Raw genomic sequence first — 20,239 nt, 5'->3', positions numbered from 1 at the left:
GCGACGCCATGAGCCTGCAATCCCTGCTCGACGACGTGGCCCACCCGGCCCCGCCGCCCGGCCTGCCCGATGCCGCCGCGCTGGCGCGCATGGCCGGCGAGTTCTTCTCGGCGCTGCCGGGCAGCGCGCCGGCCACCGGCGGCGTGCCGCTGCCGGCCCATCCGCAGCCGGCGGGCCTCACGCTGCCGCCGGGCGCGGCCGGCCCGGCCACACCGTCGCTGCAGCCGATGGGCGCGGCGGCACCCGGTGCCAACCTGCTGCCTACCTCCCCGTCATCGCCGGCCAACGTGCTGGCGCAGGCACCGGCGCTGCTGCCGCATGCGCAGGCGGCCAACGGCGTGCCCGACCACGCGCTGGTGGCCGCCCCGGGTTACGACGGCTGCCTGGGCAGCCAGCTGCTGGGCGTGCCGCAACGGCCCGCGGCCGCGCCGGGCTTCGCGGGCCGCGAAGGCTGGCGCACCACGCCGGCAGCAGGTGCCACCGGCTTCTATTTCATCGACGGCCCGGGGGCCACGGTGCCCGGCGCGGTGCCGGCCGCCCAGCCCGCGCTGCACGGCAGCGCCACGGCGCAGCCGGCCTTCGACGTGCATGCGGTGCGGCGCGACTTTCCCATCCTGCAGGAGCGCATCAACGGCCGGCAGCTGGTGTGGTTCGACAACGCGGCCACCACTCACAAGCCGGAGGCGGTGATCGACCGGCTGGCGTACTTCTACGCGCACGAGAACTCCAACATCCACCGGGCGGCGCACACGCTGGCCGCCCGCGCCACCGACGCCTACGAGGGCGCGCGCGAAACCGTGCGCCGCTTCATCGGCGCGGCTTCGGTGGACGAGGTCATCTTCGTGCGCGGCACCACCGAGGGCATCAACCTCATCGCCAAGAGCTGGGGTGCCAGGCACATCGGCGCGGGCGACGAGATCATCGTGTCGCACCTGGAGCACCACGCCAACATCGTGCCCTGGCAGCAGCTGGCCGCCGAGAAGGGCGCGGTGATCCGCGTGATCCCGGTGGACGACGACGGCCAGGTGATCCTGTCCGAATACGCCAGGCTGCTGGGCCCGCGCACCAAGCTCGTCTCGTGCACGCAGGTGTCGAATGCGCTGGGCACCGTCACGCCCGTCCAGCAGATCGTGGCCATGGCCCATGCGGCCGGCGCGCGGGCGCTGGTGGATGCGGCGCAGTCCGTCTCGCACATGCGGGTGGACGTGCGTGCGCTGGACGCCGACTTCCTGGTGTTCTCGGGCCACAAGGTCTTCGGGCCCACCGGCATCGGCGTGGTGTACGGCAAGCGCGAGGTGCTGGAGGACATGCCGCCCTGGCAGGGCGGCGGCAACATGATTGCCGACGTGACCTTCGAGCGCACCGTGTACCACGGCCCGCCCACGCGCTTCGAGGCCGGCACCGGCAACATCGCCGACGCGGTGGGCCTGGGCGCCGCGCTGGAGTACGTGGAGCGCATCGGCATCGAGGCCATCGGCGCGTATGAACATGCGCTGCTGGACTACGCCACCCACCGCATCCGGCCGATCCCGGGCGTGCGGCTGGTGGGCACCGCGGCCCACAAGGCCAGCGTGCTGAGCTTCGTGCTGGAGGGCTACACCACCGAGGAGGTGGGCCAGGCCCTCAACCGCGAAGCCATCGCGGTGCGCACCGGCCACCACTGCGCCCAGCCCATCCTGCGCCGCTTCGGCCTGGAAACCACCGTGCGGCCCTCGCTGGCCTTCTACAACACCTGCGAGGAAGTGGACCGCATGGTGGCGGTGGTGCAGCGGCTGGCGAACGGGCGCCAGCGCTGAGCCGCTTCAAAACGCCGGCACCATCGAGCCGCTGAACTGGCTCTGCACCAGTTGCCGCACCTCCGGCGACTGGAAGGCCTTGACCAGCTTGGGCACCCAGGGCTTGTCCTTGTCGGCGGTGCGCACCGCCAGCAGGTTGGCATAGGGGTTGTCGGGCGCCTCGATGGCGATGGCGTCGCGGGTGGGCACCAGCCCGGCCTGCAGGGCGTAGTTGGTGTTGATCGCCGCGGCGTCCAGGTCGTCCAGGCTGCGCGGCAGCTGGGCCGCTTCCACCTGCACGATCTTCAATCCCTTGGGGTTGGCCACCACGTCGGCCACCGTGGCGCTGATGCCGGCCGTGGACTTGAGCTGGATCACGCCGGCCTTCTGCAGCAGCTGCAGCGCGCGCCCGCTGTTGGACGGGTCGTTCTGGATGCCCACGCGCGCACCGGCCGGCAGGTCGGCCAGCGACTTGAAACGCTTGGAATAGAAGCCCATCGGGAAGGTGACGGTGTTGCCCACCGCGGTGATCCTGTACCCGCGCGCCTGTACCTGCGAATCGAGGAACGGCCGGTGCTGGTAGCTGTTGGCTTCCACGTCGCCCGCATCCAGCGCGGCATTGGGCTGGATGTAGTCCTGGAACTCCACGATCTTCAGCACCAGGCCGTCGCGCGCGGCCACCTTCCTCGCCACCTCGGCGATCTGCGCATGCGGGCCGGCGGTGACGGCGATGCGAATGGTGGTGTCCTGCGCGTGTGCCATGCCGGTGGCGACCAGCACGGCCGCGGCCAGCGCGCCCAGCACCAGGTTGCGCTTCGACAACCCTTTGCCCACCGGCACGACTTGTCCAGACAAGTGCTTCACTTGGCCGCCCCCGCCTGCAGCGCCTGCTGGTAGTCGGTCTTCACGAAGCCGGCGAACTTCTGCTCGGTCACGGCCAGGAACTCGCGCGAGCGGTAGGCCTCGGCGATGTCCTTCACCCAGGGCTTGTCCTTGTCCTCGGTGCGGATGGCCACCAGGTTCTGGTAGGTGGGCCCGGTCTTCTCCAGCGCCAGCGCCTCGGTGAGCTTGAGGCCCGAGGCCAGCGCGAAGTTGCCGTTCACGAAGGAATAGTCGGTGTCGTCCAGGCTGCGCGGCAGCTGCGCCGCCTCGATCGGGATCAGCTTGAGCTTGTTCGGGTTCTGCGCCACGTCTTTCTCCGAGGCGCGGATCGGGTCGTAGCCCTCGCGCAGCTTCAGCCAGCCGATCTCTTGCAGCACCAGCAGCGCCCGCGCCGCATTGGTGGGGTCGTTGGGCAGGGCCACGGTGGCGCCTTCCTTCACGTCCAGCGTCCTGTGGCGCTTGCTGTAGATGGCGATCGGCGCGGTGGGCACCTTCAGCAGCTCGCTCAGCGCCAGCTTGTTCTCGGTGGCGAACTTGGTGAGGTAGACGATGTGCTGGAAGGCATTGGCATCCAGCGCGCCCTGGGCCAGCGCGAAGTTGGGCTGGATGTAGTCGTTGAACTCGACCACCTTCACGCGGTAGCCCTTCTTCTCCAGCAGCGGCTTGATGCCCAGCTTGATCTGGTCGGCATAGGGCCCGGCGGTGGCGCCGAACACCAGTTCCTTCTTGTCCTGCGCCTGTGCATGCGCGGGCGACAGCACGGCGGCCAGCGCCAGCGTGGCGGTGAAGGCGAGCGAGGCGACGAGGTCGCGGCGGGTGAAGCTCATGATGAAAGTCCTTGACTGGATCAACGTTTGTCGAGGCGGCGCGCCAGCGCATTGCCGCCGAACTGGATGCCCTGCACCAGCACCACCAGGATGGCCACGGTAAGCACCATCACATCGGTCTGGAAGCGGTAGTAGCCGTAGCGGATGGCCAGGTCGCCGATGCCGCCGCCGCCCACCACGCCGGCCACCGCCGAATACGACAGGAAGCTGATGGCCAGCACCGTGAGCGCCAGCACCAGGCCCGAGCGGGCCTCCACCAGCAGCACCCGGGCCACGATCTGCAGGTCGGAGGCGCCCATTGCATGGGCGGCCTCGATCACGCCGCGCGGCACGTCGCGCAGGCACTGTTCCACCAGCCGCGCGAAGTACGGGATGGCCGCGAACGACAGCGGCACCGCCGCGGCCACCGGCCCGATGGAGCTGCCCGCGATCACCCGCGTGATGGGCACCAGCGCCACCAGCAGGATGATGAAGGGGAAGGAGCGCACCGTGTTCACCAGCCAGCTGACGACGGTGAACAGCGGGCGGTTCTCCAGCGTCTGCCCCGGGCTGAGCAGGAACAGCCACACGCCCAGCGGACCGCCGATCACCAGTGCCGCGGCCAGGCCGATGCCCAGCATCAGGAAGGTCTGCCCGATGGCCGTCCACAGCTCGGGCAGGATGGCGGCGATGTTCTCAGGCATGGGCGGCCTCCAGGCGGTCGAGGTCGTGACGGGGATTGCCGTCGTGTGGCGCAGGGCTGGCCTTCAGCCGCACCAGGTCGCGGCCCAGGCGGGTGACGGGCAGGCGGCTGGTGTCGTCCACCGCGAAGCGCTCGGCGATGCGGCCTTCCTCCACCACCGCCACCTGGCGGCACAGCGCGGTGACCACCGGCAGCTCATGGGTGACGATGACGATGGTCACGCCCAGCTGCGCATTGATGTCGCGCAGCGTGGCCAGCAGCGATTCGGTGGTCTCGGCATCCAGCGCCGAGGTGGGTTCGTCGCACAGCAGCACGTCGGGCCGGCTGGCCAGCGCCCGGGCGATGGCCACGCGCTGCTTCTGCCCGCCCGACAGCTGCGCCGGATGGCTGTGCAGCTTGTCGGCGATGCCCACCAGCGCCAGGCATTCGCGCACCCGTGCATCGATCTGCGCCGCGCCGTGGCGGCCGTGGATGCGCAGCGGGAAGGCCACGTTCTCGGCCACCGTCGCGTTCTGCAGCAGGTTGAACTGCTGGAAGATCATGCCGATGTGCTGCCGTGCCTCGCGCAGCGCGCGCTTGTCCAGCGCGGTGAGCTCGCGGCCGGCGACGAACACCCGGCCCTGGTCGGGCCGCTCCAGCAGGTTGACCAGCCGCAGCAGCGTGGACTTGCCGGCGCCGCTCTTGCCCACCAGGCCGAACACGTCGCCGCGCGGAATGTCGAGCGAGGTGGGATGCACCGCATCGAAGGGCCGGCCATCGGGCAGCACGAAGCGCTTGGAAACGTTGTCGAGCCGGATCAGCGGCTCGTCGGAAGCAGTGGCCATGAGGAAAGCTCGGGTCAGGAATACGAAGTGGGTTCGGGCAGCTGGCCCAGCAGGCGGTGGCGGCCGATGTCGCGCAGCTTCAGGTCCACCGGGTCGTGCAGCGTGTGCACCCGGGCATTGCGCCAGAAGCGGTCCAGGCCCAGCCGGGTGCTGGTGGCACCGGCGCCGGTGAGCTCGAAGATCTGCGAGCTCACCTCGATGCCCGCGCGGTGCGCCAGCACCTTGGCCTCGGCCACGCGGCCGGCCAGCGCGCCGCGGTGTTCGGCGGTCAGTGCGTCGCCGCCATCGAAGGCGGCCTGCAGCGCCAGCGCGGCGGCATCGCAGGCCAGCTCGGCGGGGCGGATCAGCAGCCACAGCTCGCCGTAGCGCTGCTGCAGCTGCGGCTCGTCGGCCAGGCGGGCGGTGCTGCCCTGCGGCCAGGGCCGTGACTTCTCCAGCGTGTAGCGCCGCGCGGCCTCGAAGGCGGCCTGGCCGATGCCCAGGTACAGGTTGGCCATGATGAGCTGCGACACCAGCGTGCGCAGCGTGGACCGCGGCGTGGGCACGTGGGACGGGCCCTGCAGCACGTCGCGCGTGGGCAGGAACACGTCGTGGAAATGCACCTGGCCGCTGTCGGTCTGGCGCTGGCCGAAGGCATCCCAGTCGGGCTGCACCACCACGCCGGGGGCCTGGGTGGGCAGGTGGCCCACCAGCCGCGTGCTGCTGCCGTCGGCGCCATGCACCAGCGCGCCCACCACCAGCCGGTCGGCGCCCACCGAGCCCGAGGCATAGCTCTTGGCGCCGTGCAGCTGCCAGCCGTCGGCCACCGGCGTGGCCGCCAGGCGCGTGTCCTGCGGATTGAGCGCATTGCCCCAGAACCAGCCTTCGGCCTGCGAGCGGGGCAGCAGCACCCGCTGCTGCGCAGGCGTGCCCCACAACAGCACCGTGGCCACCTGCAGGTGATGGAAGGCGAACACATGGGCCAGGGCGCTGTCGGCCTGCGCCAGCCGGCGCACCACGCGGTACAGCGTGGGCCAGTCGGCGCCCAGGCCGCCGGCCTCCCGCGGGATCAGCAGGCCCAGCAGGCCGCTGTCGCGGATGGCCTGCCGCTCGTCGGCGGCATGGCCGCCTCGGCGGTCGCGTTCCACCGCGGTGGCCTCCAGCCGGCGCGCCAGCTGTTCGGTTCTCTCGTCGATGGAAGCATTGCACATGCCGGCAGTGTTGCCAGCCGGGCTTGTGCAGCCAACGAATGTTTCCGACGCTGCTTGCTCGGAAAGCTGAGAAGCGCCCCGGCGCCTTCAGTCCCGGGGCGGCCGGCGATGGGCCGCGGCGGCATGCCGCGTGGGCAGGCGCGGCCCCTGCGCATGCAGCTTGTGGCGCAGCGTGCCCTCGGCATAGGCGGTCTTGTACAGGCCGCGGTGCTGCAGCTCGGGCACCACCAGGTCGACGAAGCGCTCATGGCTTTCCGGCACCACGGTGCGGCTCAGGTTGAAGCCGTCGATGCCGGTGTCCACCACCCAGGACTGCAGCTCGTCGGCCACCTGGCTCGCATTGCCCACGATGGCCGGGTAGCGGCCGCCCAGCGCAAACATCTGCAGCAGCTTGCGGCGGGTCCAGCCGTGTTCCTGCGCGCTGGCGCGCGCCGATTCGATGGCCTGGCCGGGGCGGTAGTCCACCGGCTCGTCCAGCTCGTAGCGCGCGAAGTCCACGCCCACCGAGGCAGCGAAATGCGCCAGGCCGGCCTCGGTGCTGGCATGGTGCAGGTACTCGGCATGCAGCGCCCGGGCCTCGGCCTCGGTGGCGCCGGTGACCACCGCGGTGCCCATCAGCACCTTCACGTCGTCGGGCCGGCGGCCGGCCTCCACCAGCGCCTGGCGCAGGCTGTGCACCATGCGCCTGGCGGTGACCTTGTCGGGCGGCGAGATGAACACGCATTCCGCATGGCGCGCCGCGAAGCGCTGGCCGCGGCCGGAGCTGCCGGCCTGGAACAGCACCGGCGTGCGCTGCGGCGAAGGCTCGGCCAGGTGGTAGCCCTCCATGTCGAACCAGCGGCCGTGGTGCCGCACCTGGTGCACGCGGGCGGGGTCGGCATAGAGGCGCCGGGCCTTGTCGCGCCGCACGGCGCCGTCCTCCCAGCTGCCTTCCCACAGCTGGTAGACCACTTCCATGAATTCATCGGCACGGTCGTAGCGCTCGTCGTGCGCGGCCTGGCCGGCCTGCCCCATGGCACGGGCGGCGCTGTCCAGGTAGCCGGTGACGATGTTCCAGCCGATGCGGCCTTCGCTCAGGTGGTCCAGCGTGGAGAAGCGGCGGGCCAGCAGGTAGGGCTGCTCATAGCCCAGGTTGACGGTGACGCCGAAGCCCAGGTGCCGGGTGACGGCGGCCATGGCCGAGACCAGCATCAGCGGATCATTCACCGGCAGCTGGATGGCCTCGCGCAGCGGCAGGTCCACGTTGCCCTGGTACACGTCGTACACGCCGACGATGTCGGCCAGGAACAGGCCGTCGAACAGGCCACGCTCCAGCGTGCTGGCCAGCCGGGTCCAGTAGGGCAGGGTGGTGTAGTCGGCCGAGCGGTCGCGCGGATGGGTCCACAGGCCGTGGTTGATGTGGCCCACGCAGTTCATCTCGAATGCGTTGAGCAGGATGTGCGGGATGCGCGCCATGGGCAAAGCGGGCATTGCAGCCCGGGCCCGCCGGCCACGCAACGAAGATTTCCGAGGCTGCTTATCCGGCCGGCGCGGCCGAGCCGTGCAGGGTGTCGCTGGCCGGGCGCAGCACCTGCAGCAGGTCGGAGGTGGTGGGCAGGATCAGGTGCGCGCCGGCCTGCAGCAGCTCGGCCTCGGTGCCGAAGCCGCACAGCACGCCCACCGTCTGCGCGCCGGCCGAGGTGCCGGTGCGGATGTCGATGGTGGTGTCGCCGATCATCAGGCACTGCTCCGGCGCCACGCCCATGGACTGCGCGGCAAACAGCAATGGCTCCGGGTGCGGCTTCATGCGGCGGGTGGTCTGCGCGCCGATCACCTGCACGAAGTGCTGGCGCACGCCATAGTGCTGCAGGAAGCGCTCCACCCGCGGTGCGCCGCCGGTGGAGATGGTGCACATCGGGAAGTGCGCGGCCAGCGTGGTGATCATCTGCTGCACGCCGGCCACCATCTCGTGCGGCAGCTCGTCGGCGGCAGCCACGTTGCGGGTGTGGGCCGGGTCGGCACCCAGGCGCTTGATGCGGCGCAGGCGGTCGCGCAGCGAGCCCAGCGGCACGTCCAGGCCCAGGGCATCCAGCTGCGCATAGGCCGCATGCACCGGCGTCTCGGCGGCCATCACCACTTGCCGGGCCAGCCGCTCGGCGCGCCGGCCGCTCACCAGCGGCAGCGCATCCAGCAGCGCGGCCAGCCGTGCCACCAGGTGGTCGTCGGTATCGGACAGCGTGCCGTCGATGTCGAAGCACAGGGCACGCACACGGCTGAGGTCGAGGGCCATGCGCCGCACCTTACCACCGGGTGCGGGCTGTCGTTCTCGCGGCTGACAGACAGCGCCGGCCGCCGCGCTTAGCCTGCGGCTTCAACATCGGAGGAGGCCGCATGCGATTCCAGGGCAGGGTGTGCATCGTCACCGGTGCGGCGCAGGGCATTGGCCTGGCGGCCGCGCGCCGGTTTGCGCAGGAAGGTTCACAGGTGGTGCTGTGCGACGTGGATCCACAGGCGGCGCAGCAGGCCGCGGATGCGCTGGCGCAGCAGGGCGGCCAGTCGATGGCGCAGGCGGTGGACGTGGCCCGCCGCGACACCGTGGATGCGATGGTGGCCGCGGTGCTGCAGCGCTGGGGCCGCATCGACGTGCTGGTGAACAACGCCGGCATCACCCGCGACGCGCGCCTGCAGCACATGACCGAGCAGCAGTGGGATGCGGTGATCGACGTCAACCTCAAGGGCGTGTTCCAGTGCACGCAGGCGGTGCTGCCCGCGCTGCTGCGGCAGGGCCGCGGCGCCATCGTCAATACCGCCAGCATCAGCGGCGTGTACGGCAACTTCGGCCAGGGCAACTATGCGGCCAGCAAGTCGGCCCTCATCGGCCTGACCAAGACCTGGGCCCGCGAACTGGGACCCAAGGGCGTGCGGGTGAACGTGGTGGTGCCGGGCGCCATCGCCACGCCGATGCTGGCGGCGGTGCCGGATGCGGTGCGTGCCGGCATCGAGCAGGCCTGCTGGATGAAGCGCATCGGCCAGCCCGAGGACGTGGCCGCCGCCCATGCCTTCCTGGCCAGCGACGAGGCCGGCTACATCAACGGCGCGGTGCTGGAGGTGAGCGGCGGCGTGTCGATCTGACCGGGCCGGCCGGCCCGGTCAGCGCCCGGTGTAGCGCGGCGGCCGCTTCTCGATGAAGGCACGCGGGCCCTCGCGGGCATCGTCGCTGGCCAGCACCAGGCGCCTGGCCTCGTCCTCCAGCGCATAAGCCTGCGCCAGCGGCTGGCCGCTGGCGCCCAGCACCGTGCGCTTGACCGCCTGCACCGCCAGCGGGCCGTTGGCCGCGATGCGCTCGGCCATCGCCATCGCGGCGGGCAGCACCTGCGGGCCGGGAAGCACCCGGTTCACCAGCCCGATGCGCAGCGCGGTGGCGGCGTCGATGGGCTCGCCGGTGAGCAGCAGCTCCATCGCCAGCGCCTGCGGCACCTGCCGCGGCAGCCGCGCCATCGAGCCGGCGAACGGCAGCAGCCCGCGCTGCACCTCGGGCAGGCCGAACAGCGCATGCTCGGCCGCGATGCGGATGTCGGTGCCCAGCATCAGCTCGAAGCCGGCGGCCATGCAGCTGCCGTTGAGGGCGGCGATCACCGGCTTGTGCAGCGGATGGTCGCGCAGGCCGGAAGCGGCCATCACCTGCGGCTCCTGCAGCACGCGGCGGTCCCAGTCGTCCTCGGGCGGGCGGGCGCCGGTCAGCAGGGGCAGCGTGCGCGACAGATCGCCGCCGGCGCAGAAGGCCTGGTCGCCGCTGCCGGTGATCACCGCCACCCGCAGCGCATCGTCCGCCGCGAAGGCCACCACCGCATCGGCCAGGCGGCACAGCATCTCGGGCGTGAGCGCATTGCGCCGCGCCGGATGGTGCAGGGTGATGCACAGCACGGCGCCGTGCGCCGCCACTTGTATAGGCAGGTTCATGGGGTGGCGGCCGCCGCGGGCAGCAGCTGGTAGCGCAGGGCGAAGGGTTTCATCAGCATGTGCAGCGCGGGCGCGGCGGCTTCATCGTGCAGGTGGAAGCACACGCACAGGCCGCCGGCCTCGTCGCGCACCTCGGCCCGCGCCTGCGCGGGCGTGATGCCGGCGGCAGCCAGCTGCTCGTCGATGGTGCGCTGGGTGGCCAGCACCCGCAGTGCCGGCTTGTACACCTTGCCCACCGCCGTGACCGGGATGCCGGGCAGGATGTCGATGCGCTTGGGCATGGCCGGCCGCTCGGCGATGTGCGGTGCGGCGAAGGCGGCCAGGCTCTGCGCATCGAGCTGCGCGCCGGGCTTGAGCGAGACGAAGGCCACCGGCAACTCGCCCGCGTAGGCATCGGGCTGGCCGACCGCGGCGGCCATCAGCACCGCCGGGTGGCGCAGCAACGCGCTCTCGATCAGGCCGGGGTCGATGTTGTGGGCGCCGCGGATGATCACGTCCTTGGCGCGGCCGGTGACGAAGAGGCGGCCGGCCTCGTCCACATGGCCGATGTCGCCGCTCACCAGCCAGCCGTCGGCCTCGAAGGTGCCGGCATCGCGGGCCGCATCGGTATAGCCGGGGCTCACGTTGGGCCCGCGCACCCGCAGCACACCGGGCTGGCCGGGCGCGGCCGGCGTGCCGTCCTCCCGCTGCACCTGTACCTGCGTATAGGGCAGCGGCAGGCCGCAGGAGCCCGGCGTGCGCGGGCCGGCCAGCGGCTCGATGCTGATGACGCCGGCGCTTTCCGTCATGCCGAGGATGTTGCGCACCGGGATGCCGTGCCGCGCCTCGAAGGCCGCCGCCAGCTCGTTGGGCAGCGGCGAGCCGCCGGTGAGCAGGCCGCGCACGCCGCCCAGCAGGCCGGTGGGCAGGTCCAGCGACAGCAGGCTGGCCATCACCGTGGGCACTGCGGCCAGGAAGGTGACGCGGTGCTGCTGCACGAACTCCGCATACCGCGCCATGAAAGCGGCATTGCGCAGGCCCAGCCGCGTGGGCAGCACCAGCTCGCCGCCCGACAGCAGCGTGGACAGGCCATACACGAAGGAGCCGGCCACGTGGAACATCGGGAAACCGCTGAGCACCACGTCGTGCTCGTTGGTGCCGAACATGCAGGCAGCGCCCCAGGCCGCATGCAGCTGGTTGGCATGGCTGTGCTGCGCCAGCTTGGGCGCGCCGGTGGTGCCGCCGGTGTGGAACAGCGCGGCCAGCGGCGTGGCCGGGGTGTCGGAGTCCAGCGCATCGGCCCGATGGGCCTGCATCTCCTGCAGCAGGTTGCGCACGCCCGGCGGCAGCGGCAGGCCGGGTCCGGCCGGCACCGCCAGCACATGGCGCAGGCCGGGGCAGGCGGCGCGGATGCGGTCCACCTGCGGCCAGATGTCCAGGTCGGGCGCCGGGCCCAGCGCCACCAGCAGCTGGGCGCCGCAGGCCCGCAGCAGCTCGGCGATGTGGCCCGGCCCCAGCTGGTAGTTGATGGGGCAGGCGGTGCCGGCCGCCTCCGCGCCCCACAGCGCGATGTGCCCCTCGGCCGTGGGCGGCAGCATCAGCGCGATGCGCGGCGGCCGGCCATCGCCCAGCGCATGGAACAGGTTGGCCGCGCGGCGGATGTCCTGCAGCAGGGCCTGGTAGGTCCAGCGCCGCGGTGTGGCCCGCAGGTCGGGCTCGTCGATGCTGGTGATCGCGACGCGCCCGCCGTGCCGCTGCGCCGCGGCCTCCAGCCCCGCCTGCACCGTGGCATGCGGCATGAACTGCCGGTAGGGCTGCTGCTCCACGCGGCGGACGTCGGCCAGCGTGGCGATGCGCGGCAGGGGCGGCAGGGGCGGCAACGGCGGGGCATGCATGCCGGCACGGTACTGCGCGGCCCGCCCCGCGGCTGTCATCCGGAAGGTGGACGCGATGCGGCGGCCCGGGCGCGCCAGAAGCCGGCATCGAACAGCTGCTCGGCGCCGCTGCGCTCGTTCACCAGCCACAGCTGCCGGCCATCGGGGCTGATGCGCACCACCTCGCCGGTGTGGCGGCCAGCCTGCACCCGCAGGCCCAGCGCATTGGCGGGAAAGCCCGGCCGGCCGGCCAGCAGCTCCAGCGGCTGTGCGGGGCGCGGGTCGTCGGCCAGCCGCAGCTTGTGCAGGATGGTCGCCAGCAGCGGGTTGGCCGCATCGGCCGCCGACAGCATCACCACCACCTTGGCCTGGGCGCGGCTCAGCGCCACGTTCAGCAGCCGGCGCGCCTCCTCCGTCTGCAGGAAGGGCTGGGCGCCGTCGGCGGGGTCGAACAGCACCACCGGCGCCTCGCTGCCCTGGGCCCGGTGCACCGTGCTCACCTTCACCGCCTCGCCCACGCCATGGGCGGCCAGGCGGCGGCGGATCAAGGCCCGCTGCGCGCGGAACGGCGTGAGCACGATCAGCTCCTGCGGCTGCCACTGGCCGCTGGCCAGCGCCTGCGCCACCAGCCGTGCGATGGCCTCCGCCGATTCACGCCGCACCGGCCCGCGCTCGGCGGCCGACCAGGCGCCATCGGAGGCGATGCGGTGCACATGCACATGCACCTCGGCGCCGATGTGCTCGCCCAGCGCCCGCTGCCGTGCCGCCTGCCACGCGGGCGAGGCCTGCGCATCGGCGGCCACGCGCAGCGCGCCGTCGTAGAACAGGTCGCTGACCAGCGCGCACACCGGGCCCGCCATGCGCGACTGTTCATCCAGCAGCGCCACCGAGCCGCCACGCGCCGGCATCTGCGCAAAGGGCGAGCGGCCCAGCCAGCGGCGGGCGGCGGCATCGGTGCTGCGCAGCACCGGCGACAGCTGCTGCGGATCGCCCGCGAACAGCCGGCTGCGGCCCAGCGGCATCAGCGCCAGCGCATGGGCCAGGCTCACCTGGCTGGCCTCGTCGAACACCAGCAGGTCGAAGGGCGGGCTGCCGTCGGCCGATAGCTCGCGCAGCGTCTTCAGCGTGAATGCGGCGCGGGTGGTGGTCATGCTGGCCAGCCGGCAGCGGCGCAGCACCTGCAGCGAGGCGCTGCGCAGCTCGTCGCGCAGCGCTGCCACGCGGTCGGCCCAGGCCTTCAGCGCCGCGGCGTCGCGGGCCGATGGGCGGGCCGCCTCGGCCCGCGCCAGGCGGCCGATCAGGTCATGGTCGTCGGTGGGGATGAGGTGCTCGCGCCCGGCATAGGCTGCCGCATCGAAGCGGGTGCCCAGCCGCTGCACGCCGGCCCGCCACTGGCCGCGGCGGCCCTTGTCCAGCGCCTTGTCCACCGCCAGCGTGGCCAGGTCCACCGCCTGGTTGGTGGTGGACAGCAGCAGCACCTTCGCCTGCGGCCGGGCATCCAGGTATTCGGCCAGCAGCACGCCCAGCGTGGTCGTCTTGCCGGTGCCCGGCGGACCCCACAGGAAGCTGCTGCCGTGCCGCAGCAGCTGCAGCGCCTGCCGCTGCGCCGGCCGCAGCCAGCGGAAGGGGGCGCCGGTCAGCGCGGGTGCATCGGGCACCGCGGGCGGCTGCGCCAGGTCGGGCAGCGTGCCCAGCGCCTGCTCGGCCCAGGGCGTATCCCACCAGGCATCGGCCACCGCCTTGAGAAAGCGCGTGGGATACAGGCGGATCAGCAGGTCCGGCCCCGGCGGCGGCGTGGTGGCGTTCTGCAGCACCAGCTGGTCGTCCTCGGCCAGCACGGCCAGCACGCTGGCCCCGCCCTTGGCCGGCGCGCCCCACCAGGCGGCGGCGCCGTCCAGGCTGTCGTCCAGCAGGGCCTGTGCCGATGCGGCGCCGGGCCGCTGGCCTTCGGCATACACATAGCCCGGCTCCAGCGTCACCCGCCACAGCGCGCCATCGCGCTGGCTGCGCAGCACCTTGAAGTCGTAGAACTCGGGCGTGGCCGCCAGCTCGGCCTCGATGGCGGCGCGCAGGTCGGCAAGGCTCATGGCAGGTGCGAAGGCAGGCGGGCGAAGGAAGGGGCGGCACTGTAGCAAGCCACGCGGCATTGCATAACCAAACTCGAAATCAGAGGTTCACCTGTCTAGGCAAGCTGCCTATCGTGCATCCACCTCATCGACGCACAGGGATGCCGATCATGACCTTGCAACGCTGGCTGGGCCTGGGCCTGGCCACCCTGCTGCTGGCCGTCTTCACGTTGGCCGCGCAGGCGCAGAACCCGGGGCCGAAGCCCACCACCGTGCGCATCGGCGTGGCCACCGGCGGCGTGGGCGCGCCACCGCGCACCGGCGGCTCCACCACCGGCATCGTCAATGCGCAGGGCCTGCTGGAAGAGGAGTTCGAGCGCGACGGCATCCAGGTGCAGTGGATCTTCTTCAAGGGCGCCGGCCCGGCGGTGAACGAGGCGCTGGTGAACAGGCAGCTCGACTTCGCCTGGCAGGGCGACCTGCCCAGCATCGTGCACCGCGCCGGCGGCGTGAAGACGCGGATCATCGCCGGCAGCGGCGTGCGCAACGGCCTCTACCTGGGCGTGCCGCCCGACTCCTCCGTCACCCGGCTGGAGGACCTGAAGGGCAAGCGGGTGGCGGTGTTCAAGGGCACCAACCTGCACCTGGCCGCGGTGCGCGCGCTGGCGGCCAAGGGCATCAAGGAAAGCGACCTCAAGCTCATCAACCTGGACACCGCCAGCGCCCAGGCCGCGCTGGCCACGCGCGACATCGACGCCGCCTTCGGCTACGTGGAGCTGTTCTCGCTGCGTGAGAAGGGCGCGGCCAAGGTGGTGTGGTCGGCCGCGCAGGACAGCTACCGCTTCACACGGCAGACGGTGCTGCTGGTCACCGACGACTTCGCGCAGCGCCAGCCGCAGGTCGTGCAGCGCGTGGTCACCACGCTGGTGAAGGCGGCCAAGGTCTATTCGGATGAACAGCAGCGCAGCGAGTTGTTCGCGCAGTGGGGCCAGGCCGAGCTGCCCGAGCGCTTCTGGCGCGAGGACTTCATCGGCCAGCCGCTGCGGGTGCGCCTGTCGCCGCTGCTCGATCCCTTCCTGGTGGCCCGCTACAAGGACGCGGCGGCGCAGGCCCATGCGCTAAAGCTTACCCGCAGCCAACCTGAGATCGACAGCTGGTTCGACCGCCGCTGGCTGGACGCCGCGCTGAAGGAACTGAAGCTCGAAGGCTACTGGCCCGAGTACGGCGCCGATGGCGAACTCATCGGCAGCAAGCTGGCTGCCGCCCGCTGACCCCACACGCAGGACCCTCCCCATGAAGCTCACACGACGCTCCGCGTTGAAGCATGCGGCCGCCGGTGCGGTGGCCCAGGCCGCGGCCTTGCTCGGCCTGCCCGCCCTGGCCCAGTCGGCGCCCATCTTGCGCATCGGCGTGGCCCAGCCCGCGGTGGGCCAGCCGCCCAGCGTGGCCGGCAGCTCGATGGCCATCGCCCATGCCAAGGGCTGGATCGACGAGGCGCTGCAGGCCGACGGCGTGAAGGTGGAGTGGCTGTTCTTCAAGGGCGCCGGCCCGGCGGTGAACGAGGCGCTGACCACCGGCCAGCTCGACTTCGCCTTCCAGGGCGACCTGCCGGCCATCGTGGCGAAGTCCGCGGGCCTGAAGACGCAGCTGATCTTCGCCACCGGCGTGCGCAGCAACATCTACATCGGCGTGCCGCCCGATTCGCCGCTGAAGACGGTGGCCGACCTGCGCGGCAAGCGGGTCTCGCTGTTCCGCGGCACCAACATGCACCTGCCCGCGCTGCGGCTGCTGGAAGCGCATGGCCTGGCCGAGAAGGACCTGAAGATCCTCAACCTGGACACCGCGGGCTACCTGGCCGCGCTGTCCACCAAGGACATCGATGCCGCCATCGGCGCGATGGACATCCTGCGGCTGCGCGACAAGGGCCAGGTGCGGGTGCTGTATGCCAGCAAGGGCGATTCGCCGGTGTTCACGCGGCAAAGCCATGTGCTGGTGACCGAGGCCTATGCCGCGGCGCATCCGCAGCGGGTGCAGCGGCTGATCGACGCAGCGGTGCGCACCGCGCGCTGGGCCTCCGACGAAGCCAACCGCGAGGAGGTGCTGCGCCTGTGGGCGCGCGCCGGCACGCCCTACGAGCACTGGAAGGAGGACTACGCAGGCGAGCCGCTGCGCGTGCGGCTGAACCCCAACTTCGACCCCTTCCTGGTGGCCCGCTACAAGGACGCGGAGGCGCAGGCCTACCGCTTCAAGCTCACGCGCAAGCGCTTCGACGTGGCGCAGTGGATCGACACCCGCTGGCTGGACACCGCGCTGCGCCAGCAAGGGCTGCAGAACTACTGGCCGGTGTACCAGGCCGACGGCAAGGCACTGGGAGCCTGAAGCGATGGAACAACCCCTGCACATCGGCCTGGAACGGGCCCCCGCCGTGGCCGCCCGGCCGCGCACTGGCGCCGCACCGTGGCGTCCTTCGGCGGCGCCGGGCCGCATCGGCCGCTGGCTGCTGGCCTGGCCCGTGCCGCTGGCGGTGCTGGCGCTGTGGTGGCTGGCCGCGCGCAACGAATGGATCGCGCCGCAGGTGCTGCCTTCGCCCGAGGCGGTGGCCGCCACCTTCCTGGAAGCCGCGCGCAGCGGCGAGCTGTGGGCCCACCTGCAGGTGAGCCTGCTGCGGGTGCTGGGCGGCTTCGCGCTCGGCCTGGCCGGCGGGCTGGCGCTGGGCGTGGCGATGGGCCTGTCGCCCACGGTGAAGGACTACCTCTATCCCACCTTCAAGGCCTTCAGCCAGGTGCCGGTGCTGGGCTGGCTGCCGCTGCTGATGCTGCTGGTGGGCATCGACGAGGCGCTGAAGATCATCCTCATCAGCAAGGCCGCGCTGGTACCGATCGCGCTCAACACCTACAAGGGCATCCAGGGCGTGCCCACCCGCTACATCGAGGTGGCGCGGGTGCTGCGCTTCACCCGCTGGCAGATGCTGCGCAAGGTGGTGTTCCCGGCCGCGCTGGCGCCCATCTGGAACGGCGTGCGCTACGGCCTCACTCACGCGTGGCTGGCGCTGGTGGTGGTGGAGCTGCTGGCCTCCAGCGAAGGCCTGGGCTACATGATCGTGTTCGGCCGCCAGCTCTTCCAGCTCGACGTGGTGCTGGCCGCCGTGGTGGTGGTGGGCGCGGTGGGCTGGTCGCTCGACAAGCTGCTGGCCGTGGCCGAGCAGCGCCTGCTCGGCTGGCGCAAGGCGGGCCTGTGATGGCGCGCCGCCTCGTGATCGTGCCGAAGGCCGTGCGCGGCTGGGTGCTGCCGGCGCTGCTGCTGGCGGCCTGGTGGCTGGCCACACGCTGGGGATGGACCACCTCGCCGCTGCTGGTGCCGCCCGAGAAGGTGTGGGCCACGGCGGTGGAGCAGGTGAGCAGCGGCAAGCTGTCCGCCGCACTCGGCGCCAGCCTGCGCCGCGACCTCATCGGCTTTGCGATCGGCAGCACGGCCGGGTTGTCGTTCGGCGCCCTGCTGGGGGCCTCGCGCCTGGCGGACCGGCTGCTGGGGCCGAGCTTCCACACGCTCAAGCAGATCTCGCTGTTCGCGTGGATTCCGCTGCTGTCGGTGTGGTTCGGCCTGGGCGATGCGGCCAAGGTGGCCTTCCTGTCGCTGGCCGCCTTCTTCCCGGTGGTGCTCAACACCTACGAGGGCATCCGCAGCGTGCCGGCCGACCTGCTGGAGGTGGCGCGTGTCCTGAAGTTCAACCGCCGGCAGACCTGGCGGCTGCTGATCCTGCCTTCGGCCTCGCCGTCGATCTTCGCCGGCATCCACCTGGCGCTGATCTACGCCTGGCTGGCCACGCTGGGCGCGGAGTACCTGCTGGTCTCGGGCCAGGGCATCGGCAACACCATGATCGACGGCCGCGAGCACTTCTGGATGGACCTGGTGCTGTTCGGCGTGATCGTGGTGGGCGCGGTGGGCTTCGCCCTCAACTGGATCGCCAGCCGCATCGAGGCGCGTGCGCTGGCCTGGCGCGGCCGCTCGGTCGCGCAGTTCTGAACCGCACTACCCATCCAAGGAGCAAACACATGGCGCATGCGGGCACGCTGCACATCGGCAACCTGAGCAAGCAGTTCGAGGTCGAGGGCCAGCCCCTGCCGGTGCTGCAGAACATCACCCTCACCGTCAACCCGGGCGAGTTCGTGAGCATCGTGGGCAGCAGCGGCTGCGGCAAGAGCACGCTGCTGCGCCTGATCGTGGGCCTGGAGGCCGACTACCAGGGCGAGGTGCTGCTGGACGGCCGCCGCATCGTGGGCACCAGCCTCGACCGCGGCATCGTGTTCCAGGAGCACCGGCTGTTCCCCTGGCTCAACGTGGAGCAGAACATCGCGCTGGGCCTGCTCAACGCCGAGCTGCCCGAGGCCGACAAGGCCCGCGCGGTGCGCGAGCACATCGCGCTGGTGGGGCTCACCGGCTTCGAGAAGGCGCATCCGCACCAGCTCAGCGGCGGCATGTCGCAGCGCGTTGCCATTGCGCGGGCGCTGGTCAGCCGGCCCGAGGTGCTGCTGCTGGACGAGCCCTTCGGCGCGCTGGACGCCATCACCCGCGCGCACCTGCAGCAGGAGCTGCACCGCATCTGGCAGGCCGAGGGCATCACGATGATCCTCGTCACCCACGACGTGGAAGAGGCGGTGTACCTGGGCCAGAAGGTGGTGGTGATGGAGCCGCGGCCGGGCCGCATCCGCCGCACGGTGCCGGTGCCCTTGAGCTTCCCGCGCGACCGCCTGAGTACCGCCTTCACGCAGGCCAAGGAAGGCGTGCTCGCCGAATTCGCCGGCGCGGCCTGAAGCGCCGCGCCCATCTCTGGAAGGAGGACCGTTCATGACCCGCAAGCAGATGCGCCTCGGCGCCTTCATCATGGCCACCGGCCACCATGTGGCCGCCTGGCGGCACCCCGGATCGCAGATCGATTCGGGCATCAACATCGACCACTACGTGCAGGTGGCGCAGACCGCCGAGCGCGGCCTGTTCGACCAGGTGTTCGTGGCCGACAGCCCCGGCCAACGCCACAAGGGCGACGACGAATCGCTGAGCCGGCAGGGCCGCGTCTCCTACTTCGAGCCGGTGACGCTGTGGGCTGCGCTGTCGCAGGTGACCCGGCACATCGGCTTCGTGGCCACCGCCAGCACCACCTACGAAGACCCCTACCTGCTGGCGCGCAAGTTCGCCTCGCTGGACCACATCAGCAAGGGCCGCGCGGCCTGGAACGTGGTGACCACCAGCGCCGACAACGTGCATGGCAACTTCGGCCTGGCCGCGCACCCCGACCCCGCCGCACGTTATGCCCGGGCGCACGAGTTCGTCGAGGTGGTCAAGGGCCTGTGGGACAGCTTCGAGGACGATGCCTTCGTGCGCGACGCCGCCTCGGGCGTGTACTTCGACCCGCGCAAGCTGCATGCGCTGAACCACGTCGGCAAGCACTTCAAGGTGGAGGGCCCGCTCAACATCGAGCGTCCCCCGCAAGGCCATCCGGTGATCGTGCAGGCCGGCTCGTCGGAGGACGGCAAGGAGCTGGCCGCGGCCACCGCAGAGGCCATCTTCACCGCCTGGACCAGCCTGGCCGAGGCGCAGGCCTTCTACGCGGACGTGAAGGGCCGCATGGCCAAGTACGGACGCCGGCCGGAGCAACTGCTGGTGCTGCCCGGCATCTCGCCGGTGATCGGCCGCACCGAGGAGGAGGCGCGCGAGAAGTGGGCCGAGCTGCAGGCGCTGATCCACCCCGCGGTGGGGCTGAACACGCTGCAGCCCTTCTGGCCGAACGACGACCTGGCCCGCTGGGACCTGGACGCGCCGCCGCCCTACTACCCCGAGCCGCCCAAGGGCGTGAACAGCCGCGCGCACGTGGTGATCGAGCTGGCGCGGCGAGAGCGCTTCACCGTGCGCCAGCTGTACGAATACCTGGCCGGCGCCCGCGGCCACTGGGTGGTGGTGGGCACGCCGGTGCAGATCGTCGACCAGATGCAGCAGTGGTTCGAGAACGGCGCGGCCGACGGCTTCAACGTGATGCCGCCGGTGCTGCCGCAGTCGCTCGATGAATTCGTCGACCTGGTGGTGCCCGAGCTGCAGCGCCGCGGCCTGTTCCGCACCGCCTACGAAGGCCGCACGCTGCGCGAGAACCTGGGGTTGCAGCGCCCCGCCAGCCGTTACGCCACCGTGGCCGCACAGGCCGCCTGAAGG

General features: G+C 71.7%; 18 protein-coding genes. 8 read left to right on the top strand and 10 right to left on the bottom strand.

Annotation, left to right across the window (positions count from 1 at the left end; all coding sequences use genetic code 11):
• The first annotated feature begins 8 nt into the window (after positions 1 to 8).
• Positions 9 to 1,796, top strand: a complete 1,788-nt coding sequence (locus tag VO99_RS16530) for a family 2A encapsulin nanocompartment cargo protein cysteine desulfurase (RefSeq protein ID WP_046114059.1) — start codon at positions 9 to 11, stop codon at positions 1,794 to 1,796.
• 6 nt (positions 1,797 to 1,802) lie between these two features.
• Here the strand turns inward: VO99_RS16530 and VO99_RS16525 are convergent, their stop codons facing one another.
• From VO99_RS16525 to VO99_RS28925, 7 genes are all read right to left on the bottom strand, one after another.
• A complete protein-coding gene (locus tag VO99_RS16525) occupies positions 1,803 to 2,537 on the bottom strand; it encodes a MetQ/NlpA family ABC transporter substrate-binding protein (RefSeq protein ID WP_232315393.1) in 735 nt (244 codons plus the stop codon).
• A 98-nt stretch (positions 2,538 to 2,635) separates the two neighbouring features.
• Positions 2,636 to 3,484, bottom strand: coding sequence for a MetQ/NlpA family ABC transporter substrate-binding protein (locus VO99_RS16520; protein WP_046113968.1), 849 nt, complete (start codon positions 3,482 to 3,484; stop codon positions 2,636 to 2,638).
• A gap of 20 nt (positions 3,485 to 3,504) precedes the next feature.
• Positions 3,505 to 4,167, bottom strand: coding sequence for a methionine ABC transporter permease (locus VO99_RS16515; protein ID WP_046113967.1), 663 nt, complete (start codon positions 4,165 to 4,167; stop codon positions 3,505 to 3,507).
• Positions 4,160 to 4,990: a methionine ABC transporter ATP-binding protein gene (locus tag VO99_RS16510; RefSeq protein WP_083440656.1), complete on the bottom strand. Its 831-nt coding sequence runs from the start codon at positions 4,988 to 4,990 to the stop codon at positions 4,160 to 4,162. Before VO99_RS16510 ends, VO99_RS16515 begins: the two co-directional genes overlap by 8 nt.
• A gap of 14 nt (positions 4,991 to 5,004) precedes the next feature.
• Entirely contained in the window at positions 5,005 to 6,180 is a 1,176-nt protein-coding gene (locus VO99_RS16505) for an acyl-CoA dehydrogenase family protein (protein WP_046113966.1), read from the bottom strand.
• Positions 6,181 to 6,267: 87 nt separating this feature from the next.
• The gene (locus tag VO99_RS16500) at positions 6,268 to 7,635 is read right to left on the bottom strand and encodes an LLM class flavin-dependent oxidoreductase (protein WP_046113965.1); all 1,368 of its coding nucleotides are present in this window, start codon (positions 7,633 to 7,635) and stop codon (positions 6,268 to 6,270) included.
• Between the two features lie 61 nt (positions 7,636 to 7,696).
• Complete coding sequence (locus VO99_RS28925) at positions 7,697 to 8,449, bottom strand: HAD family hydrolase (protein WP_052736397.1); 753 nt, start codon at positions 8,447 to 8,449, stop codon at positions 7,697 to 7,699.
• 101 nt (positions 8,450 to 8,550) lie between these two features.
• On the opposite strand from VO99_RS28925, the gene fabG reads away from it, so the two are divergent.
• Positions 8,551 to 9,291, top strand: coding sequence for a 3-oxoacyl-ACP reductase FabG (gene fabG, locus VO99_RS16490; RefSeq protein WP_046113964.1), 741 nt, complete (start codon positions 8,551 to 8,553; stop codon positions 9,289 to 9,291).
• An 18-nt stretch (positions 9,292 to 9,309) separates the two neighbouring features.
• On the opposite strand, the gene VO99_RS16485 is transcribed toward fabG, so the two are convergent.
• The 3 genes from VO99_RS16485 to VO99_RS16475 are packed head-to-tail and all read right to left on the bottom strand — an operon-like array spanning position 9,310 to position 14,059.
• Entirely contained in the window at positions 9,310 to 10,119 is an 810-nt protein-coding gene (locus tag VO99_RS16485) for an enoyl-CoA hydratase/isomerase family protein (RefSeq protein WP_046113963.1), read from the bottom strand.
• Positions 10,116 to 11,993 (bottom strand): AMP-binding protein, encoded by a 1,878-nt coding sequence (locus tag VO99_RS16480; RefSeq protein ID WP_046114056.1) that lies wholly within the window; start codon positions 11,991 to 11,993, stop codon positions 10,116 to 10,118. The genes VO99_RS16485 and VO99_RS16480 overlap by 4 nt, the downstream gene beginning before the upstream one ends.
• A gap of 35 nt (positions 11,994 to 12,028) precedes the next feature.
• Complete coding sequence (locus VO99_RS16475; RefSeq protein WP_046113962.1) at positions 12,029 to 14,059, bottom strand: DEAD/DEAH box helicase; 2,031 nt, start codon at positions 14,057 to 14,059, stop codon at positions 12,029 to 12,031.
• A 149-nt stretch (positions 14,060 to 14,208) separates the two neighbouring features.
• Between VO99_RS16475 and VO99_RS16470 the strand changes: the two genes are divergently transcribed.
• The 6 genes from VO99_RS16470 to VO99_RS16445 are packed head-to-tail and all read left to right on the top strand — an operon-like array spanning position 14,209 to position 20,236.
• Positions 14,209 to 15,309 carry an ABC transporter substrate-binding protein gene (locus tag VO99_RS16470; protein ID WP_046114055.1) on the top strand — a complete coding sequence of 367 codons (1,101 nt, stop codon included), beginning with the start codon at positions 14,209 to 14,211 and terminating at the stop codon, positions 15,307 to 15,309.
• A 22-nt stretch (positions 15,310 to 15,331) separates the two neighbouring features.
• Positions 15,332 to 16,417 carry an ABC transporter substrate-binding protein gene (locus VO99_RS16465; protein WP_046113961.1) on the top strand — a complete coding sequence of 362 codons (1,086 nt, stop codon included), beginning with the start codon at positions 15,332 to 15,334 and terminating at the stop codon, positions 16,415 to 16,417.
• Between the two features lie 4 nt (positions 16,418 to 16,421).
• Entirely contained in the window at positions 16,422 to 17,276 is an 855-nt protein-coding gene (locus tag VO99_RS16460; RefSeq protein ID WP_046113960.1) for an ABC transporter permease, read from the top strand.
• The gene (locus VO99_RS16455) at positions 17,276 to 18,061 is read left to right on the top strand and encodes an ABC transporter permease (protein WP_046113959.1); all 786 of its coding nucleotides are present in this window, start codon (positions 17,276 to 17,278) and stop codon (positions 18,059 to 18,061) included. The genes VO99_RS16460 and VO99_RS16455 overlap by 1 nt, the downstream gene beginning before the upstream one ends.
• A 29-nt stretch (positions 18,062 to 18,090) precedes the next feature.
• Positions 18,091 to 18,849 (top strand): ABC transporter ATP-binding protein, encoded by a 759-nt coding sequence (locus tag VO99_RS16450; RefSeq protein ID WP_046113958.1) that lies wholly within the window; start codon positions 18,091 to 18,093, stop codon positions 18,847 to 18,849.
• A 34-nt stretch (positions 18,850 to 18,883) separates the two neighbouring features.
• Positions 18,884 to 20,236 (top strand): LLM class flavin-dependent oxidoreductase, encoded by a 1,353-nt coding sequence (locus VO99_RS16445; RefSeq protein WP_046113957.1) that lies wholly within the window; start codon positions 18,884 to 18,886, stop codon positions 20,234 to 20,236.
• Positions 20,237 to 20,239 lie beyond the last annotated feature (3 nt).

The sequence above is a fragment of the Aquincola tertiaricarbonis genome, from assembly GCF_000969605.1.
Classification (GTDB): domain Bacteria; phylum Pseudomonadota; class Gammaproteobacteria; order Burkholderiales; family Burkholderiaceae_C; genus Aquincola; species Aquincola tertiaricarbonis.
This window is presented reverse-complemented; position numbering and strand designations above follow the sequence as displayed.

What these genes read in the sequence shown, in the direction of transcription:
- VO99_RS16485 (WP_046113963.1), bottom strand. Translation starts at nt 10,119, where the DNA reads ATGAACCTGCCTATACAAGTGGCGGCGCACGGCGCCGTGCTGTGCATC.
- VO99_RS16500 (WP_046113965.1), bottom strand. Translation starts at nt 7,635, where the DNA reads ATGGCGCGCATCCCGCACATCCTGCTCAACGCATTCGAGATGAACTGC.
- VO99_RS16480 (WP_046114056.1), bottom strand. Translation starts at nt 11,993, where the DNA reads ATGCATGCCCCGCCGTTGCCGCCCCTGCCGCCCCTGCCGCGCATCGCC.
- VO99_RS16455 (WP_046113959.1), top strand. Translation starts at nt 17,276, where the DNA reads ATGGCGCGCCGCCTCGTGATCGTGCCGAAGGCCGTGCGCGGCTGGGTG.
- VO99_RS16450 (WP_046113958.1), top strand. Translation starts at nt 18,091, where the DNA reads ATGGCGCATGCGGGCACGCTGCACATCGGCAACCTGAGCAAGCAGTTC.
- VO99_RS16470 (WP_046114055.1), top strand. Translation starts at nt 14,209, where the DNA reads ATGACCTTGCAACGCTGGCTGGGCCTGGGCCTGGCCACCCTGCTGCTG.
- VO99_RS16460 (WP_046113960.1), top strand. Translation starts at nt 16,422, where the DNA reads ATGGAACAACCCCTGCACATCGGCCTGGAACGGGCCCCCGCCGTGGCC.
- fabG (WP_046113964.1), top strand. Translation starts at nt 8,551, where the DNA reads ATGCGATTCCAGGGCAGGGTGTGCATCGTCACCGGTGCGGCGCAGGGC.
- VO99_RS16530 (WP_046114059.1), top strand. Translation starts at nt 9, where the DNA reads ATGAGCCTGCAATCCCTGCTCGACGACGTGGCCCACCCGGCCCCGCCG.
- VO99_RS16475 (WP_046113962.1), bottom strand. Translation starts at nt 14,059, where the DNA reads ATGAGCCTTGCCGACCTGCGCGCCGCCATCGAGGCCGAGCTGGCGGCC.
- VO99_RS28925 (WP_052736397.1), bottom strand. Translation starts at nt 8,449, where the DNA reads ATGGCCCTCGACCTCAGCCGTGTGCGTGCCCTGTGCTTCGACATCGAC.
- VO99_RS16515 (WP_046113967.1), bottom strand. Translation starts at nt 4,167, where the DNA reads ATGCCTGAGAACATCGCCGCCATCCTGCCCGAGCTGTGGACGGCCATC.
- VO99_RS16445 (WP_046113957.1), top strand. Translation starts at nt 18,884, where the DNA reads ATGACCCGCAAGCAGATGCGCCTCGGCGCCTTCATCATGGCCACCGGC.
- VO99_RS16520 (WP_046113968.1), bottom strand. Translation starts at nt 3,484, where the DNA reads ATGAGCTTCACCCGCCGCGACCTCGTCGCCTCGCTCGCCTTCACCGCC.
- VO99_RS16505 (WP_046113966.1), bottom strand. Translation starts at nt 6,180, where the DNA reads ATGTGCAATGCTTCCATCGACGAGAGAACCGAACAGCTGGCGCGCCGG.
- VO99_RS16525 (WP_232315393.1), bottom strand. Translation starts at nt 2,537, where the DNA reads ATGGCACACGCGCAGGACACCACCATTCGCATCGCCGTCACCGCCGGC.
- VO99_RS16465 (WP_046113961.1), top strand. Translation starts at nt 15,332, where the DNA reads ATGAAGCTCACACGACGCTCCGCGTTGAAGCATGCGGCCGCCGGTGCG.
- VO99_RS16510 (WP_083440656.1), bottom strand. Translation starts at nt 4,990, where the DNA reads ATGGCCACTGCTTCCGACGAGCCGCTGATCCGGCTCGACAACGTTTCC.